The organism is Streptomyces sp. NPDC048461, from assembly GCF_055587105.1.
On sequence record NZ_JBVJGW010000001.1, the window covers coordinates 1 to 15859 of the forward strand.

General features: G+C 71.9%; 17 protein-coding genes. 9 read left to right on the plus strand and 8 right to left on the minus strand.

The genetic code is table 11. The features are described from left to right. Positions 1-197: 197 nt before the first annotated feature. Entirely contained in the window at positions 198-1229 is a 1032-nt protein-coding gene (glpX, locus tag ACZ6S8_RS00005; RefSeq protein WP_469451001.1) for a class II fructose-bisphosphatase, read from the minus strand. A 237-nt stretch (positions 1230-1466) separates the two neighbouring features. Here glpX and ACZ6S8_RS00010 point away from each other — a divergent pair, with 237 nt between their 5' ends. Next, a complete protein-coding gene (locus ACZ6S8_RS00010; protein ID WP_469451831.1) occupies positions 1467-2000 on the plus strand; it encodes a DUF4245 domain-containing protein in 534 nt (177 codons plus the stop codon). A gap of 137 nt (positions 2001-2137) precedes the next feature. Here ACZ6S8_RS00010 and ACZ6S8_RS00015 read toward each other — a convergent pair whose 3' ends face one another. From ACZ6S8_RS00015 to ACZ6S8_RS00030, 4 genes are all read right to left on the minus strand, one after another. Then, on the minus strand, positions 2138-2731 hold the full coding sequence (locus ACZ6S8_RS00015) for a malonic semialdehyde reductase (protein WP_383917763.1): 594 nt from the start codon (positions 2729-2731) through the stop codon (positions 2138-2140). A gap of 105 nt (positions 2732-2836) precedes the next feature. After that, positions 2837-3055 (minus strand): exodeoxyribonuclease VII small subunit, encoded by a 219-nt coding sequence (locus ACZ6S8_RS00020; protein WP_469451004.1) that lies wholly within the window; start codon positions 3053-3055, stop codon positions 2837-2839. Between the two features lie 54 nt (positions 3056-3109). Next, positions 3110-4408: an exodeoxyribonuclease VII large subunit gene (gene xseA, locus ACZ6S8_RS00025; protein WP_469451005.1), complete on the minus strand. Its 1299-nt coding sequence runs from the start codon at positions 4406-4408 to the stop codon at positions 3110-3112. A 33-nt stretch (positions 4409-4441) separates the two neighbouring features. Next, complete coding sequence (locus ACZ6S8_RS00030; RefSeq protein ID WP_469451007.1) at positions 4442-5833, minus strand: APC family permease; 1392 nt, start codon at positions 5831-5833, stop codon at positions 4442-4444. A gap of 86 nt (positions 5834-5919) precedes the next feature. Here ACZ6S8_RS00030 and ACZ6S8_RS00035 point away from each other — a divergent pair, with 86 nt between their 5' ends. After that, positions 5920-6924 (plus strand): 4-hydroxy-3-methylbut-2-enyl diphosphate reductase, encoded by a 1005-nt coding sequence (locus ACZ6S8_RS00035; protein ID WP_469451008.1) that lies wholly within the window; start codon positions 5920-5922, stop codon positions 6922-6924. A gap of 21 nt (positions 6925-6945) precedes the next feature. Further along, positions 6946-7683, plus strand: a complete 738-nt coding sequence (ppgK, locus tag ACZ6S8_RS00040) for a polyphosphate--glucose phosphotransferase (RefSeq protein ID WP_469451010.1) — start codon at positions 6946-6948, stop codon at positions 7681-7683. Between the two features lie 53 nt (positions 7684-7736). Here ppgK and ACZ6S8_RS00045 read toward each other — a convergent pair whose 3' ends face one another. Next, positions 7737-8186 carry a DUF6542 domain-containing protein gene (locus tag ACZ6S8_RS00045; protein ID WP_469451012.1) on the minus strand — a complete coding sequence of 150 codons (450 nt, stop codon included), beginning with the start codon at positions 8184-8186 and terminating at the stop codon, positions 7737-7739. Positions 8187-8394: 208 nt separating this feature from the next. Here ACZ6S8_RS00045 and ychF point away from each other — a divergent pair, with 208 nt between their 5' ends. Then, on the plus strand, positions 8395-9483 hold the full coding sequence (ychF, locus tag ACZ6S8_RS00050; RefSeq protein ID WP_469451833.1) for a redox-regulated ATPase YchF: 1089 nt from the start codon (positions 8395-8397) through the stop codon (positions 9481-9483). A gap of 88 nt (positions 9484-9571) precedes the next feature. Here the strand turns inward: ychF and ACZ6S8_RS00055 are convergent, their stop codons facing one another. Continuing rightward, on the minus strand, positions 9572-10153 hold the full coding sequence (locus ACZ6S8_RS00055) for a Uma2 family endonuclease (protein ID WP_469451014.1): 582 nt from the start codon (positions 10151-10153) through the stop codon (positions 9572-9574). A gap of 188 nt (positions 10154-10341) precedes the next feature. On the opposite strand from ACZ6S8_RS00055, the gene ACZ6S8_RS00060 reads away from it, so the two are divergent. From ACZ6S8_RS00060 to ACZ6S8_RS00075, 4 genes are all read left to right on the plus strand, one after another. Further along, a complete protein-coding gene (locus tag ACZ6S8_RS00060) occupies positions 10342-10623 on the plus strand; it encodes a type II toxin-antitoxin system Phd/YefM family antitoxin (protein ID WP_469451016.1) in 282 nt (93 codons plus the stop codon). Beyond that, the gene (locus tag ACZ6S8_RS00065; protein ID WP_469451018.1) at positions 10620-10874 is read left to right on the plus strand and encodes a Txe/YoeB family addiction module toxin; all 255 of its coding nucleotides are present in this window, start codon (positions 10620-10622) and stop codon (positions 10872-10874) included. Before ACZ6S8_RS00060 ends, ACZ6S8_RS00065 begins: the two co-directional genes overlap by 4 nt. Before the next feature lie 276 nt (positions 10875-11150). Beyond that, on the plus strand, positions 11151-13334 hold the full coding sequence (locus ACZ6S8_RS00070; protein WP_469451020.1) for a DEAD/DEAH box helicase: 2184 nt from the start codon (positions 11151-11153) through the stop codon (positions 13332-13334). 98 nt (positions 13335-13432) lie between these two features. Then, the gene (locus ACZ6S8_RS00075; protein WP_469451834.1) at positions 13433-13885 is read left to right on the plus strand and encodes an NUDIX domain-containing protein; all 453 of its coding nucleotides are present in this window, start codon (positions 13433-13435) and stop codon (positions 13883-13885) included. Positions 13886-13891: 6 nt separating this feature from the next. Here ACZ6S8_RS00075 and ACZ6S8_RS00080 read toward each other — a convergent pair whose 3' ends face one another. Further along, positions 13892-14956, minus strand: a complete 1065-nt coding sequence (locus ACZ6S8_RS00080) for an SMP-30/gluconolactonase/LRE family protein (protein WP_469451022.1) — start codon at positions 14954-14956, stop codon at positions 13892-13894. A gap of 93 nt (positions 14957-15049) precedes the next feature. Here ACZ6S8_RS00080 and ACZ6S8_RS00085 point away from each other — a divergent pair, with 93 nt between their 5' ends. Further along, complete coding sequence (locus ACZ6S8_RS00085) at positions 15050-15487, plus strand: MarR family winged helix-turn-helix transcriptional regulator (RefSeq protein WP_469451024.1); 438 nt, start codon at positions 15050-15052, stop codon at positions 15485-15487. The last annotated feature ends 372 nt before the right edge of the window (positions 15488-15859 follow it).

Below are 15859 nucleotides of genomic sequence, written 5' to 3' on the forward strand. Positions count from 1 at the left end.
CGCAGGCCGCGCCGAGGCGGCCGCGCCCGGTGACGGTCGCGCAGGGGTTCAGCCTGGACCTGACGCCGATCCCGATCCCGGCGGCAGCGGCCCCCCCCCCCCCCCCCCCCCCCCCCCCCCCCGCCCCCCCCGCCGCCCCCCCCCCCCCCCCCCCCCCCCCCCCCTCTCGCTGTGTCGTTCCGTCCGCGCCCGCGGGCCTACTGGGCCCGGTCGAAGTCGATCGCGCTGTACGCACGCAGCTTCGACAGCCGGTGCGTCGAGTCGATCTGCCGGATCGTGCCCGACTTCGAGCGCATCACCAGCGAGGACGTCGTCGCCGTCTCGGAGCGGTAGTGGACGCCGCGCAGCAGCTCGCCGTCCGTGATGCCGGTGGCGACGAAGAAGACGTTGTCGCCGGAGACCAGGTCGTTCGTGTGCAGGACCCGGTCCAGGTCGTGGCCCGCGTCGATCGCCTTCTGGCGCTCGGCCTCGTCCTTGGGCCACAGCTTGCCCTGGATCGTGCCGCCGAGGCACTTTATGGCGCACGCCGAGATGATGCCCTCGGGGGTGCCGCCGATGCCGAGGAGCAGGTCGACGCCGGTGCCCTCGCGCACCGCCATGACCGAGCCCGCGACGTCGCCGTCCGAGATGAACTTGATGCGAGCGCCGGTCTCGCGGATCTCCTTGACGATGCCCTCGTGGCGCGGGCGGTCCAGGATCACCACGGTGACGTCCTCGACGGCCATGTTCTTGGCCTTCGCGACGCGCCGGATGTTGACGGAGGCGGGAGCGTTGATGTCGACGAAGTCGGCGGCCTCCGGGCCCGTGACCAGCTTCTCCATGTAGAAGACGGCCGACGGGTCGAACATGGTGCCGCGGTCGGCGGCGGCCAGGACGGCGATCGCGTTCGGCATGCCCTTGGCGTTCAGGGTGGTGCCGTCGATCGGGTCCACGGCGATGTCGACCTCGGCGCCGGTGCCGTCGCCGACCCGCTCGCCGTTGAAGAGCATGGGGGCTTCGTCCTTCTCCCCCTCGCCGATGACGACGACGCCGTTCATTGACACGGTGGAGATCAGGGTCCGCATGGCGTTGACCGCGGCGCCGTCCGCGCCGAGCTTGTCACCGCGGCCGACCCAGCGGCCCGCGGCCATGGCGGCGGCCTCGGTGACCCGGACCAGTTCCAGGGCGAGGTTGCGGTCGGGAGCTTCGGGAGAGACTTCGAGCTGGGGCGGCAGGTTGTGCTCGGTCATCGGAGCGCACCTTTCTGTACGACGACGGCCGGGATGTGAGGGTGCCCGAACTCTATCGGTACGTCGACATATTGAGCAGGCCGGGGCACGTATGAGCGCCATATCGGTCAGCCGATTGGCCAGTGCGGACGTCTTGTGGCCCGCTCCCGCCCCGCCGGGCCGCCGCCGCGCGCCCGCTCGGGGCCACCCCGGCGGTGATCGCCGGCGGCGATGCGGGACGATGGTCCCGTGGCAGGTATGAAAGGCAAGCAGACGGTCTGGGACATGGTCCGGTCGCTGGGGGTGATCGGCCTCGTCGTGGCGGGGATCTATCTCTTCATCCCCCATGACGAGAAGGCCGATCCGACGCGCACGGTCGACTACCGGGTGGAGACGATCACGGCCCGCCGTGCGGCGCCGTACCCCCTGGCGGTCCCGGTCGGGCTCCCGGCGGAGTGGCGCGCGACCTCGGTGACGTACGAACGCAAGAACGCGAACGCCTGGCACCTGGGCTTCCTGGACCCGAAGCAGGAGTACGTGGCGCTGGAGCAGTCCACCGACGTCTCCGGGAAGTACCTGGGCCGGGTCACCCGGCAGGCGACGGCCACCGGGCAGACGCAGCAGGTCGGCGACGCGGCCTGGGAGCGCTGGGAGGGCGAGAAGTACGACGCCCTCGTCAAGCAGGACCAGGGCTTCGTCACGGTGGTGACCGGTACGGCCTCCTTCGAGCAGCTCGGCGCGATGGCGTCGGCGCTGGAGTTCAAGCAGGGCGCCACCACGACGGGCGGGTAGCGGCCCGGGGGCGGCGCCGGCCCGGTGCCGCCCGTCGCGTCCCCGCCCTCGCGCGCGTACGCCGAAGAGGCCGCCCTCCCCGGGATTCCGGGGAGGGCGGCCTCTTCGTTCGGTGCGGAGCCGGGCGCCGTCCGGACTCAGACCGTGGTGATGACCTGGTCGAACTCCAGGCGCGGGGAGCGCGGGAAACCGACGGCGTCCTCGCCCGGCTTGCCGATGTTGACGACCATCAGCGGGGTGTGGTCGGCGTCCAGGAACTCCTTCTGGATGCCGCCGAAGTCGGCGCCGGTCATCGGGCCCGCGGCCAGACCGGCGGCGCGGACGCCGACGATGAAGTACGCGGCCTGCAGCGCGGCGTTCAGCAGCGCGGACTGCTCGCGGACCGGACGCTCGGCGAAGAAGAGGTCCTTGGCCTGCGGGAAGTGCGGGAGCAGCGTCGGCAGCTCCTCGTGGAACTCGTTGTCCGCGGAGAGGATCGCGACGAGCGGCGCGGCCGCGGTCTTGGCCTGGTTGCCCTCGGCGAGGTGCTTCACGAGGCGCTCGCGGGCCTCGGGGGAGCGGACCAGGGTGATGCGCAGCGGGGTCTGGTTGAAAGCGGTGGGACCGAACTTCACCAGGTCGTAGATCGCCTGGACCTGCTCCTCGGTGACCGGCTCGTCGGAGAACGAGTTGGCCGTGCGGGCCTCGCGGAACAGCAGGTCCTGCGCGGCGGGGTCGAGAACGAGAGACATCGGAAAGCCTTCTTCCATACGGAGGTGAAGCGATGGAGCGATGTCCCCGACTCTACGGCGAAAGTAGGTGAACTTTCAACTAAACCGGTCCGCCGGTGACCGGGATCACTCCTCGCCGGCCGCCTCCCGCGCCGCGAGAGCCGAGTCCAGGCGGGCCCTGGCCCCCTCCAGCCAGTGGCGGCAGACCTTCGCGAGCTCCTCGCCGCGCTCCCAGAGCGCGAGCGAGTCCTCCAGCGAGGTGCCGCCCGCCTCCAGCTTGCGGACGACCTCGATGAGCTCGTCGCGGGCCTGCTCGTACCCCAATGCCGTCCCGGCCTCTGTCATTCCCGTTTCCACCCTAGGTTCGTTGTCCGACGCGTTCGTTGCGGCAGTGTGTCGTTATTCGGAAGCCGGTGCGGCCGCTGCCTCGGCGGCCCCAGTGGCTCCGGTGGTCCCGGCGGCCCCGCTGTCTGCTCCGGTATCGCCGACCGGGTCGCCGGCCCGTACGGAGAAGGAGCCCTCCGCCACCCGTGCGCGCAGCACCTCGCCCCCCGCGACCTCCTCCGGCGAGCGGACCACGTGCCCGTCGGCCCGCTGCAGCACGGCGTAGCCGCGCTCCAGGGTCGCGGCCGGGGACAGCGCCACCACCCGGGCCAGCGTGTGCGAGAGCTCCGAGTCGGCCCGGTCGAGCAGGTGCCCCAGCGTGCGGCGGCTGCGGGCCAGCAGCGCGTCCACCTCGTCCTCCCGGGTCTCCACCATCCGCTGCGGGTGGACGAAGACCGGCCGGGCCAGGGCGTGTGCGAGCCCCCGCTCCTCCCGGTCGAGGAGGCCCCGTACCGCGCGCAGGCCCCGGTCCTGGAGCTGGCGCACGCGCTCCAGCTCCTCGCCCACGTCCGGGACCACCTTCTTCGCCGCGTCCGTGGGGGTGGACGCCCGCAGGTCCGCGACCAGGTCGAGCAGCGGGGAGTCCGGCTCGTGGCCGATGGCGGAGACCACCGGGGTACGGGCCGCGGCGACCGTCCGGACGACCTCCTCGTCGGAGAAGGGCAGCAGGTCCTCCACGCTGCCGCCGCCGCGCGCCACGATGATCACGTCCACCTCGTCCAGGGCGTCGAGCTCCCGGACCGCCTGGATCACCTGCGGCACCGCGTGCACCCCCTGCACGGCCACGTTGCGCACCTCGAAGCGGACCGCCGGCCAGCGCCGCCGGGCGTTCTCCAGTACGTCGCGCTCGGCCGCCGACGCCCGCCCGACCACCAGCCCGATCAGCTGGGGCAGGAAGGGCAGCGGCTTCTTGCGGTCCGGGGCGAACAGCCCCTCCGCGGCGAGGGACCGCTTGAGCCGCTCCAGGCGGGCCAGCAGCTCGCCGATGCCGACGGGCCGTATCTCGGTCGCCCGCAGGGACAACTGCCCGCGCGGGGCGTACCACTCCGGCTTGGCGAGGACGACGACCCGCGCGCCCTCCGAGACGGCGTCCGCGACCTCGTCGTAGACCTGGCGGAAGCAGGTCACGCTGACCGAGATGTCGTGCGAGGGGTCGCGCAGCGTCAGGAAGACCACCCCCGCTCCCGGCCGCCGCGAGAGCTGCGTGATCTGCCCCTCCACCCACACCTGGCCGAGCTTGTCGATCCAGCCCCCGATGAGCCGGGACACCTGGCCTACCGGCAGCGGCGCCTCGGCCGACGTATTCAGACCCATGCACGCAGGCTATCCGGCCCGGGTGACAGCGTCTCAGGGTCCGCCGGGGGTGTCGCCGCCCGCGGCCGCCCGCGGACCGCGCCGCCCGCGCTGCACGAGGAGCACGCCCAGGCCGACCGCCAGCCACACCGCGCCGACCAGCTGCGCCGCCCACGAGGCCTCCACGATCACCGTGACGGTCACCGCCGCGCCCAGGACCGGGACCACCAGGTGCCGGAGCCAGTTCGGCGGGCCCTCCCGCCGCTGCACCACGAACCAGCCCACCACCGAGGCGTGCAGCAGGGTGAACGCGACCAGCGCCCCGACGTCCACCACCGACACCAGGTGGTCCAGCCCGTCGTCGCGCCGCGCCGCCCACACCGCGGCGACCAGGGTGACGGTGGCCGCCACCAGCAGCGCCGGGCGCGGGGTGCCGCCGTACGTCCGGGCCAGTGCGCGCGGCAGACGGCGCTCCCGGGCCATCGCGAACAGCAGCCGGCCGGCCGCCGCCTGCCCCGCCAGCGCCGCGAAGGCCGCCCCGATCGCCTTGCTGACCGCGACCAGGTCGTGCAGCCAGGGTCCGACCGCCGACTCCACCGTGTTGTAGAAGGCCGGCCCCTGCTCCACCGGCCGCGCCGCCAGCTCCGCCGCCGTCAGCGGCGACAGCAGCGCCGCCAGGTAGGTCTGCGCGACGAACAGCACCCCGGTCAGGGCCAGGCAGAACAGCACCGCCCGCGCCACCTTCGCGCTGCCCCCCGTCACCTCCTCCGCGAACGAGGCGATCGCGTCGAAGCCCAGGTACGACAGCACCGCGACCGACACCGCGCCGAGCACGGCCGCGAGCGAGAAGCCCAGCGAGCCGTCGCCCGTCAGCGGCGAGAGCCAGTCGCGCTGCGCCCCGCCCTGCGCCAGCGCGGTCACCGCGGCGACCAGGAAGACGAGCAGGACCACGATCTCCAGGGCCAGCACCGCGAAGCCCACCCGCGCGGCCGCCCGTACGCCCCACAGGTTCAGCAGCGTCGTGATCACCACGGCCAGCGCCGTCCACACCCACCGCGACACCTCCGGGACCAGCGCGTTCATCGCGATCCCCGAGAACAGGTACGCGACCGCCGGGATCAGCAGGTAGTCGAGCATCGCCATCCACCCGGCGATCAGCCCCGGCCCCTCGCCCAGCCCCTTGCGGGCGTACGTGAAGACCGAGCCGGCCTGCGGGGCCACCCGCACCATCTGCGCGTAGCTGAACGCCGTGAACGCCATCGCGACCGTCGCGACGAGGTAGACGAGCGCGATGGCACCGTGCGACTTGGCGTCCAGGGTGCCGAAGACGCCGACCGGCGCCATGGGGGCGATGAAGAGCAGCCCGTAGACGACGAGGTCCCGGAAGCCGAGGGTCCGCCGCAGCGCGGCGGGCGCCGCCTTACTGGAATCCGTCACGGACGCCATCCGTCCTCCGGGCGATAGGGGGGACACGCTTTCGACCCAGTCTCTGCCGAACGGGCGACGTCCGGCCTCTCAGGGACCCCCGTACGATGGACCACATGACTGCTCCCGCCCCCGCTCCCGCTTCCCGCCGCGTCCTGCTCGCCGCCCCCCGCGGTTACTGCGCGGGCGTGGACCGAGCCGTGATCGCCGTCGAGAAAGCCCTTGAGCAGTACGGCGCGCCGGTCTACGTCCGCCACGAGATCGTCCACAACAAGTACGTGGTCCAGACCCTGGAGAAGAAGGGGGCCATCTTCGTCGAGCGGACGGAGGAGGTGCCCGAGGGCTCCATCGTCATGTTCTCCGCGCACGGCGTGGCGCCGGTGGTGCACGAGGAGGCCGCCCGCGGCAAGCTCGCCACGATCGACGCGACGTGCCCGCTGGTCACGAAGGTGCACAAGGAAGCCATCCGGTACGCGAACGAGGACTTCGACATCCTCCTCATCGGCCACGAGGGCCACGAGGAGGTCATCGGCACCTCCGGCGAGGCCCCGGACCACATCACCATCGTGGACGGGCCCGAGGACGTCGCGAACGTCGAGGTGCGCGACGAGTCGAAGGTCGTCTGGCTGTCCCAGACCACGCTGTCGGTCGACGAGACGATGGAGACGGTCGACGCGCTGAAGACGAAGTTCCCGCTGCTCGTCTCGCCGCCCAGCGACGACATCTGCTACGCCACCTCGAACCGGCAGGCGGCCGTCAAGGTCATGGGCGCCGACTCCGACCTGGTCATCGTCGTCGGCTCGAAGAACTCCTCGAACTCGATCCGTCTGGTCGAGGTCGCCCTCGACGCGGGCGCGCGCGCCGCGTACCTCGTCGACTTCGCGAGCGAGATCGACGAAGCCTGGCTGGAGGGCGTCACCACGGTCGGCCTGACCTCGGGCGCCTCGGTTCCGGAGGTATTGGTCGAGGAAGTCCTGGATTACCTCGCGCAGCGCGGGTATGCGGACGTGGAGATCGTCAAGACGGCCGAGGAATCGATCGTGTTCTCGCTGCCGAAGGAGCTGCGCCGCGACCTTCGTGCGGAAGCGGCCGAACTGGTCGCCGAGAAGTAAGTCTTTTCGTACGGTATGTCCATGCAGATCATGGGTGTGGACATCGGCGGTTCCGGTATCAAGGGTGCCCCCGTGGACCTTGACCGGGGCGATCTGGCGCAAGAGCGCCACAAAGTACTGACACCGCAGCCGGCCACCCCCGACGGGGTGGCCGGCTGCGTCGCGGAAGTGGTCCGCGCGTTCTCCTGGACGGGCCCGGTCGGGGTCACCTTCCCGGGGGTCGTCACCGGCGGCATCACCCGTACGGCGGCCAACGTCGACAAGGGCTGGGTCGGCGTCGACGCGGCGGACCTCCTGTCGCGCGAGCTGGGCGGCCTGCCGGTCACGGTCCTCAACGACGCGGACGCGGCGGGCGTCGCGGAGATGACGTACGGAGCCGGCCGCGGCCGGGGCGGCACCGTCATCCTGCTCACGCTGGGCACGGGCATCGGGAGCGCCCTGTTCACGGACGGCCGCCTCGTCCCGAACACGGAGCTGGGCCACCTGGAGCTGAAGGGCCACGACGCGGAGAAGCGGGCCTCGGTGAAGGCGAAGGAGGACGGCGACCTCAGCTGGGAGCACTGGGCCCACCGCCTGCAGAAGTACCTGGAGCACGTGGAGATGCTGTTCTCCCCGGACCTGTTCATCCTCGGCGGTGGCGTCAGCCGCAAGCCGGAGAAGTTCCTGCCCCTGATCGAGGGCGTCCGCGCGGAGATCGTCCCGGCGAAGCTCCAGAACAACGCGGGCATCGTCGGGGCGGCGATGGCGGCGAAGCAGTGACGGCGGTGCGGGCGGGGCGGCTGCGGTAGCCAGCCAGCCAGCCAGCCAGCCAGCTAGCGCTGGGCGGTGGGCGGGCGGCGGGGGATCCGCCGCCGGCCGATCAGCACGGCCTTGCGCACGACGGCGATGAGCGCCGCCACCAGCGTCCCCCCGTACAGCCAGCCGGCGTGCAGGGAGAGCGCGGACACCAGCCCCATCAGATGACCGCCGAAGCCGCCGGAGCCGCCCGCGACGGGCCACACTCCGGCGGCGAAGGCGATGGGCGCGGTGATCGGCGCGGTGATCAGGTCGGCGGGCCGGACCCAGAGGGCGGTGGCGGCCGCCACGGGCAGGAAGAGCAGCCCGTAGACGAAGAGCGACGAGTCGAACGCCAGCCAGCAGAACCCCGCGACCAGCACCATGGCCGCGGTCGAGAAGAGCCCGCCGCCGAGCCCGGTCAGCCGGGGCCGGGGCAGCCGTCGCGCGAGCGCGAGCCGCGGCGCGCCGCCCTGGACGGGGGGCACGGCGGCAGGCGGCCGCCGGCGCTGGGCCGGGGGTCGCCGGGTGTGAGGGGCCGGTCGCGTCCTGTGTTGCTCCACGTCACCAAAGTAGGCGGGCGGCCCCTCGGATCGGGCCGCGGACACGCGTACATCCACCCCCGCTCATCGGAAAGTAAACTGCTCCATGGCCCGCACCCGGGCCGCCGCCCCTCCACTACGGGAAGTCGCCAACGTGTCGCTCACGATCGGAATCGTCGGCCTGCCGAATGTCGGCAAGTCGACCCTGTTCAACGCCCTGACCAAGAACGACGTGCTGGCGGCCAACTACCCGTTCGCCACGATCGAGCCGAACGTCGGCGTCGTCGGCGTCCCGGACAAGCGCCTGGCCGTCCTGGCCGGCATCTTCGGCTCGCAGAAGGTCATCCCCGCGACCGTCGACTTCGTCGACATCGCGGGCATCGTCCGCGGCGCCTCGGAAGGCGAGGGCCTGGGCAACAAGTTCCTCGCGAACATCCGCGAGTCGGACGCGATCTGCCAGGTCATCCGCGCCTTCGTGGACGAGAACGTCGTCCACGTCGACGGCAAGGTCTCGCCGAAGGACGACATCGAGACGATCAACACCGAGCTGATCCTCGCGGACCTGCAGTCCATCGAGAAGGCGGAGCCGCGCCTCGCGAAGGAGTCGCGCCTCCAGAAGGAGAAGGTCGCGGTCCTGGCGGCCGTCGTCGAGGCCAAGAAGATCCTCGAAGCGGGCGACACCCTCTTCTCCAAGGGCATCACGAAGGGCACGGAGCGCGGCGACCTGCTCCACGAGCTGCACCTGCTCACGACGAAGCCCTTCCTCTACGTGTTCAACGTGGACGAGGACGAGCTGACGGACGAGGCCTTCAAGGCGGAGCAGAGCGCGCTGGTCGCCCCCGCGGAGGCGATCTTCCTGAACGCCAAGCTGGAGGCGGAGCTCGTCGAGCTGGAGGACGACGAGGCCCTCGAACTCCTCCAGTCGGTCGGCCAGGACGAGCCGGGCATGGCCACCCTGGGCCGCGTCGGCTTCGCCACCCTGGGCCTGCAGACGTACCTGACGGCGGGCCCGAAGGAGACCCGCGCCTGGACGATCAAGCAGGGCGCGACGGCCCCGGAGGCGGCGGGCGTCATCCACACGGACTTCCAGCGCGGCTTCATCAAGGCGGAGGTCATCTCCTTCGCCGACCTGGTCGAATGCGGCTCGGTCGCGGAAGCCCGCGCGAAGGGCAAGGCCCGCATGGAGGGCAAGGAGTACGTCATGCAGGACGGCGACGTGGTGGAGTTCCGCTTCAACGTGTAGTCGGTTCGGCACACATGCAGGTCAGAAGGGGTCGGGCTCTGGTGAGCCCACCCCTTCTGCATTCCCGTGCCGACATGGTGCCGGCCTTTCAGCTGCTCCGGGGCGGTGTGAGCTTGTCGAGGTCCAGGCTGACCTCGAAGGGCACCGGGCGCTGGAGCGTGCCCCGGAAGATCCCGGCGGGCGCGTAGGCGCCGGTCGGTTCGTCGAGCTCGTAGACGTGGACGACCGGGGCCCCGTCCTCGTCCTCGACGCACCAGTAGTGCGGGATGCCGGCCTCCGCGTACTTGCGGAGCTTCACGGTGCGATCGCGGTGGGCGGACTCGGGGGAGACGACCTCGATGACGAGCCGGACGTCCTCCGGTGCGAACCAGGTGCGGTCACCGTCGAAGTCGGCCGTCGTCACCAGCAGGTCCGGTTCGGGACGGTTGCGCGGGTCGAGCTTGATGGTCATCTCGCGGCCGACTCTGGTGTCGGCGGGCACCTGCTCCATGAGGGCGACCGTGAGCATGGCGACGAGGTGGCCGTGCCACCAGCTCTGGGGCCACATCATGAAGACGAGGGCACCGTCGATCAGCTCGGTGTGGCGGGGTGCCTCGGGGAGGCGGTCGAGGTCCTCCGCGAACCAGCCTTCCGCGCGCGGCGGGCGCATCCAGTCGGGCAGTGCGGTCATGGCTTCACGGTAGCGGCCTGAAGCTCAGGCCGGAGAGCCAACGATCTCAGCCGGATGATTTTCGGCAACTTCCACGCTGTAACCGGCCATCTGCCTGGCATCCGGTCATGAGCGACTCGGTCATTCCTCTCCCGAAGGACGCCGAGAGTGGTACGTTATTAGGTACCACTTGAGGGAAGGGTCGGGACATGTCCATAACCGCGAGCGAAGCCCGCAAGGAACTCTTTCCGCTGATCAAGAAGGTCAACGAGAACCACGAGGCCATCGAGATCGTCTCCAAGCACGGCAACGCCGTGCTCGTCTCGGCCGAGGACTACGCTGCGCTGCGCGAGGGCTCGTACCTGCTGCGATCTCCGGCGAACGCTCGTCGGCTGCTCAAGGCCTACGAGAACGCCCTGGCCAACACCAACGTGTCGGAGCGCGAGCTGATCGACCCGGAGTCGGCGGACGCTGGTACGGGTGCCGCGTGAGGCTTGTCTTCGAGGACCAGGGCTGGGAGGACTACACCTCCTGGCTCAAGAACGACCGCAAGATGCTCGCCCGGATCAACAGGCTCATCGAGGACGTCAGGCGGGACCCGTTCTCAGGGATCGGCAAGCCTGAACCTTTGAAGTACCACCTGCCCGGGGCGTGGTCGCGGCGGATCGACGACGAGCACCGCCTCGTCTACCTGGTGACGGACAAGGCGATCGTCATCCTCGCTGCCCGGTATCACTACTGACATCTGACCGCTCCAACGGACGCCCAGTCAGAAGGGGTCGGACTCGGGTGAGTCCGACCCCTTCTGCTTTTCCGTGCCGACGTGGTGCCGGCTTCTCAGCTGCTCCGGGGCGGCGTGAGCGGGTCGAGGTCCAGGTTGACCTCGATGGGCACCGGGCGTCCCGGTCCCACGCGTGGTCGGCCGCCGCGCGGAGTCGCCGACCGGGTGATTTCCGCAGCACCGGTCGGGGGCGGGGGCGCGGTGGCAGGATGCGGGGAAGGGACGCGAGGGGGCGGGATGGGGCGCAGCGAGAAGCAGGCGGTTGCCGAGGGAGGGCGGCTGTACGCGGCGGCGCAGGCGGTGGTCGCCGACCACGGGCTGGCTGTCGAGGCGGTACGGGCGGCGCTGAAGCCGATCTGCGACGCGGCGGCGGAACAGGCGCTGGACGCCATCCCGGTGGCGCGGCTGAAGGAGGTCACCGAGGGGAGGGTGAGGCTCGGGGAAGTCGAGAGGAGCGGGCTGGGGTCGGTCCGGCAGGTCCTCGACGCCGGGTCCTACCGGCTGCGGCAGATTCCCGGTGTCGGACAGCGGACCGCCGACCAGGTCATCGCGGCGGCGCGGCAGATCTCCGACGCGGTTCGGGAGACCGTCGCCGTCCACATCGACGTGGATCGGCCCGAGCCGCGAACCACCTCACTCCTCATGGCCCTGCACGTGCTGGTGGAAGCGGGCCCCGAAGCGCGGCGGGCCGTCGGCGCGGCCACGGCCCTCTCGGAGCGGCTCGGGCCGCTGCTGGCCGACGCCGGTCCGGCCGCCGGGCGGCTGCGGATGCTGCTGGCGGGGCAGGATCGGCGGGCCCGGGCGCTGGAGGCCGTCGCCGAGGTCCGGGGGTTGACCGAGGAAGCGGTACGGGACGGTGTGCCGGAGCTGCTCGCGCAGACGTCGGTGGACCTGCTGCGCGGCACCTCGACCGAAGCCGCGGCCTGGGTCGACTTCGAGCTGAGGTCCGCCGAGTACTACAGCCTGCTCGCGGAGATCTCCGGCAGGGCCCCCGACTCGGCCGCGGCCGAGGGGTTCCTGCCCGACGAGGTCGCCGGGCGGGTCCGCGACCAGACGCTGGACGACACCCACCGGCGGGTGTCGCTGCGCGGCTACCAGTCCTTCGGAGCGCGTTTTGCGCTGGCGCAGCGCAAGGTGATCCTCGGCGACGAGATGGGGCTCGGCAAGACCATCCAGGCCATTGCCGCCCTGGCCCACCTCGCCGCCGGAGGACGGAGCCACTTCATGGTCGTCTGCCCGGCCAGCGTCCTGATCAACTGGACGCGCGAGATCGAGGCCCGCAGCACGCTGCGCGTCACCGTGCTTCACGGCCCCGACAAGCGGGAGGCGCACGCCGAGTGGAGGGGCCGGGGCGGCGTCGGGGTGACCACCTTCGACGCCCTGCGCGGCTTCCCGGCTCCCGGAGCCGGCGAGCTGGGCATGCTCGTGGTGGACGAGGCGCACTACGTGAAGAATCCGAAGACGCGCCGTGCGCAGGCCGTGACCGAGTGGTCCGGGCGCTGCGAACACGTGCTCTTCATGACCGGCACCCCCATGGAGAACCGGGTCGCCGAGTTCCGCAGCCTCGTGCAGATCCTCCAGCCGCATCTGGCCGAAGCCGTCGGCGACCGGGACGGAGCGGCCGGCTCCACGGCGTTCCGCAAGGCCGTCGCCCCGGTCTATCTGCGCCGCAACCAGCAGGACGTGTTGACCGAACTGCCGGCGCTCCAGCAGACGGACGAGTGGGAGGACCTGAGCGCCTCGGACGAGGACGCCTACCGCGAGGCCGTCCGTGCCGGCAACTTCATGGCGATGCGCAGAGCGGCGTACGCGCGCCCCGAGAAGTCGGCCAAGCTGCACCGGCTGCGCGAGATCGTCGAGGACGCGGCCGAGAACGGGCTGAAGGTGGTGGTGTTCTCCAACTTCAAGGACGTCCTCGGAACGGTGCAGGCCTCCCTGGACGGTGTGCGGAGCGGTAGCAGAGGCCGGGTGTTCGGGCCGATCGCCGGAAGCGTGCCGCCCGCGCGGCGTCAGCAGCTGGTGGACGACTTCGGCGCCGTACCGGGTCATGCGGTGCTGCTGGCGCAGATCGAGGCGGCGGGGGTGGGCCTCAACATGCAGGCCGCATCCGTCGTGATCATCTGTGAGCCGCAGGTGAAACCGACGACCGAGCACCAGGCAGTGGCGCGGGCCCACCGGATGGGGCAGGTGCGCCCGGTCCTGGTGCACCGGCTGCTCACCACCCGTGGGGTGGACGAGCGGATGGTGGAGATGCTGAAGAACAAGACCCGCCTGTTCGACGCGTACGCGCGGCGCAGCGCGGTCGCCGAATCGACGCCGGACGCGGTCGACGTTTCGGACACGGCGATGGCCCGCCGGATCGTCGAGGAAGAGCAGGCGCGGCTGGGAGCGGTCCGCGACGTGTCCGCGGGACACCCGTGAGCGCCCGCCGGGACCCCGCGCACGACGACCACGGGGGGACGGCCGGTCAGAAGGAAGCCGGTGGACGGGACGGAGCGGTTGGGGCGGCGGTCGGGGCGATGGCCGTGCTCGTCGCGGCCGTCATCGTGCACGACCGGGCGGAGCGTCGCGTCGTGCTCCTCCAGCGCGGGGAGCGCGCCAGGTTCGGCCGGGGCATGTGGGACCTGCCCGTCGGGAAGAGCGAGCCGGGGGAGCCGGTCACCGTGACCGCGGTGCGCGAGCTGTACGAGGAGACCGGGCTCACGGTGGCGCCCGAGGCGCTGGAGGTCGCCCACATCGTCCACGGAGCCTGGGGCGTCGAGGCGCCGAACGGTTACCTCACCGTCGTCTTCGCCGCCCACGCGTGGTCCGGGGAGCCCGAGAACCGTGAGCCCGGGAAGCACGCCCGGGTCTGCTGGGCCGACGTGGACGACCTCCCCGAACCCTTCGTGCCCAGCACCGCCGGCGCCCTGCGCCGGTACCTGGGCGGCGCCGGGGTGGAGGTCTCCCTGCGCGGCTGGCCCGCCGGGTGAGAGCGGTCAGAAGGTGCGGACCGCCGCCACCGTGAACGTGGTCGGGGTGCCCGCGCCCGGGGACATCGGGCCGCCCTTGTCGAACTGGGAGCGGACCACCAGGGTGCGCCCCGGGACGTGGGACAGGGTCGTCGGGATCTGGAGCGACGGGTCGGTGAGGGTGCGGGTCAGGCGGGCGCGGGTGCCGTCCGGGGCGAGGTGCCAGCGGGTCAGGGTGTTGGTGGTGTTGTGCGCCACGCGCAGGGTGCCGTCGGCGGAGATGTCCAGGCCGTCGCCGGCCTTCAGGTCGCCGCCGACGAGGGCGACCCGGGAGACGGCACCCGTGCGCAGGTCGACGCGCAGGAGGTCGCCCGCCGTCATGTCGACCGCGAGGAGGTACCGGCCCGCCCGGTCCGCGGTGATGCCGTTCAGGGTGACCGTGCCCGGCGGCTGCGGCCGCAGGGCGGGGGAGAGGTCGTACGCCTCGGTCAACGGGCCGCCGCCGGCGGCCAGCTGGGCCGGGGTCACCCGGTAGACCACCGCGCGGAAGCTGTCCGTCAGGTACGCGGTGCCGTCCGGGGTGACCGTCAGGTCGTTCACGAAGCGGGGGGCGGTCCCGGCGACGTCGAAGCGGGCCAGACGGGCGCCGGTCGCGGTGTCGTACACCGACACCCCGGCGGTGGAGTCGGTGACCCACAGGCGGCCGCGGGCGTCGACGCGCAGGCCGTTCGCCGTGCGGCGGCCGTCGGTGCCGACGGGCAGGAACACCTCCGCCGTGCGCCGGCCGGGGCGGGCCCGGTAGACGGTGCCGTCCGCGTACGAGCCGACGTAGACCGTGTGCGTACGGGGATCGGTGGCGATGCCCTCGGGGTAGACCCGGGCGCCGGGCAGGGTGAACGCCGTGGACACCCGGGCGTCCGCCGCCAGGGCGGGGGCCGGGGCGGCCGCGAGGGTGAGGGTCGCGGCCAAGGCCGTCGCGAGGGCCGTCGCGAAGGCCGCCGTCCTGGCGGACGCCGGGCGCCGGCGGCCGCGCGCGGTCCCGGCCCCAGTCGTGGTCCGTGTGCCGGTCTTCTCCGTCGCGGTCATGGTCATGGCGAGTACGCCCCCGTGTTCGTTCTCTTCTGGATGAGTGGGGGCGAATCTATGTTAGAGCCCTAATGGGCGCAAGGGTCGTAGGATTCCGGGATGACCTCCATGTCCCCCGAGGAGCGCATCGGCTCGCACCTCAAGCGCGCCGAGCAGGCGCTCCTCGCGGCGAAGAACGCGGCCTGCAAACCGGCGGCAGTAACGGTTCCCCAGTACGCCGCGCTGCTCTGGCTCGCCGAGAAGCCCGGCCTCTCCGCCGCCTCGCTCGCCCGGCTGTGCGGGGTGACCCCGCCGACCATGAACACCGTGCTGAAGAACCTCCTGGAGCGCGGGCTCGTCGACCGCACCCCGCACGAGCTGCACCGCAACGTGCTGGAGACCCGCCTCACCGAGGAGGGCCGCGCGGTGATGGAGCTGGCGGACTCCGGCGCGGTGCGGGTGGAACGGGCGCTCGCCGCCGCGTTCAGCGCGGAGGAGCGGGAGCAGTTCATCCGGCTGCTGGGGCGGTGCGCCGAGGTGCTCGACGCCCAGCGCTGAGCGCGCGCGGCGGAACCTCCATCCACTGTGTCCCCCGTCATCTTTTTGCTTGGATTTGGAACTCCGCGGGGGATCCGCGCATCAGAACCAAGGGATCCCCAGCCGTTCCTGCCCTAGGGCAGCCATGACCGTTCGGAGCGAAGTCCGTGCACGAGTACCCGCAGCGCCCTCGGCCGGACGGCCGCCCGTCGTACGAGGAGCATCCGCCCCAGGGGCGTTCCGCCGCCCAGGGGTACGCGCCGCCGTACGCGGATCCGTACCAGGGCCGGCCGGAGTACCAGGGCCGCCCGGAGCAGCCCCCGTACCCCGCCTACCCCGAGTTCCCCGATCCCCCGGCGCCCGGCCCGTACCCCGAGCCCCCGGCGCCGCCGG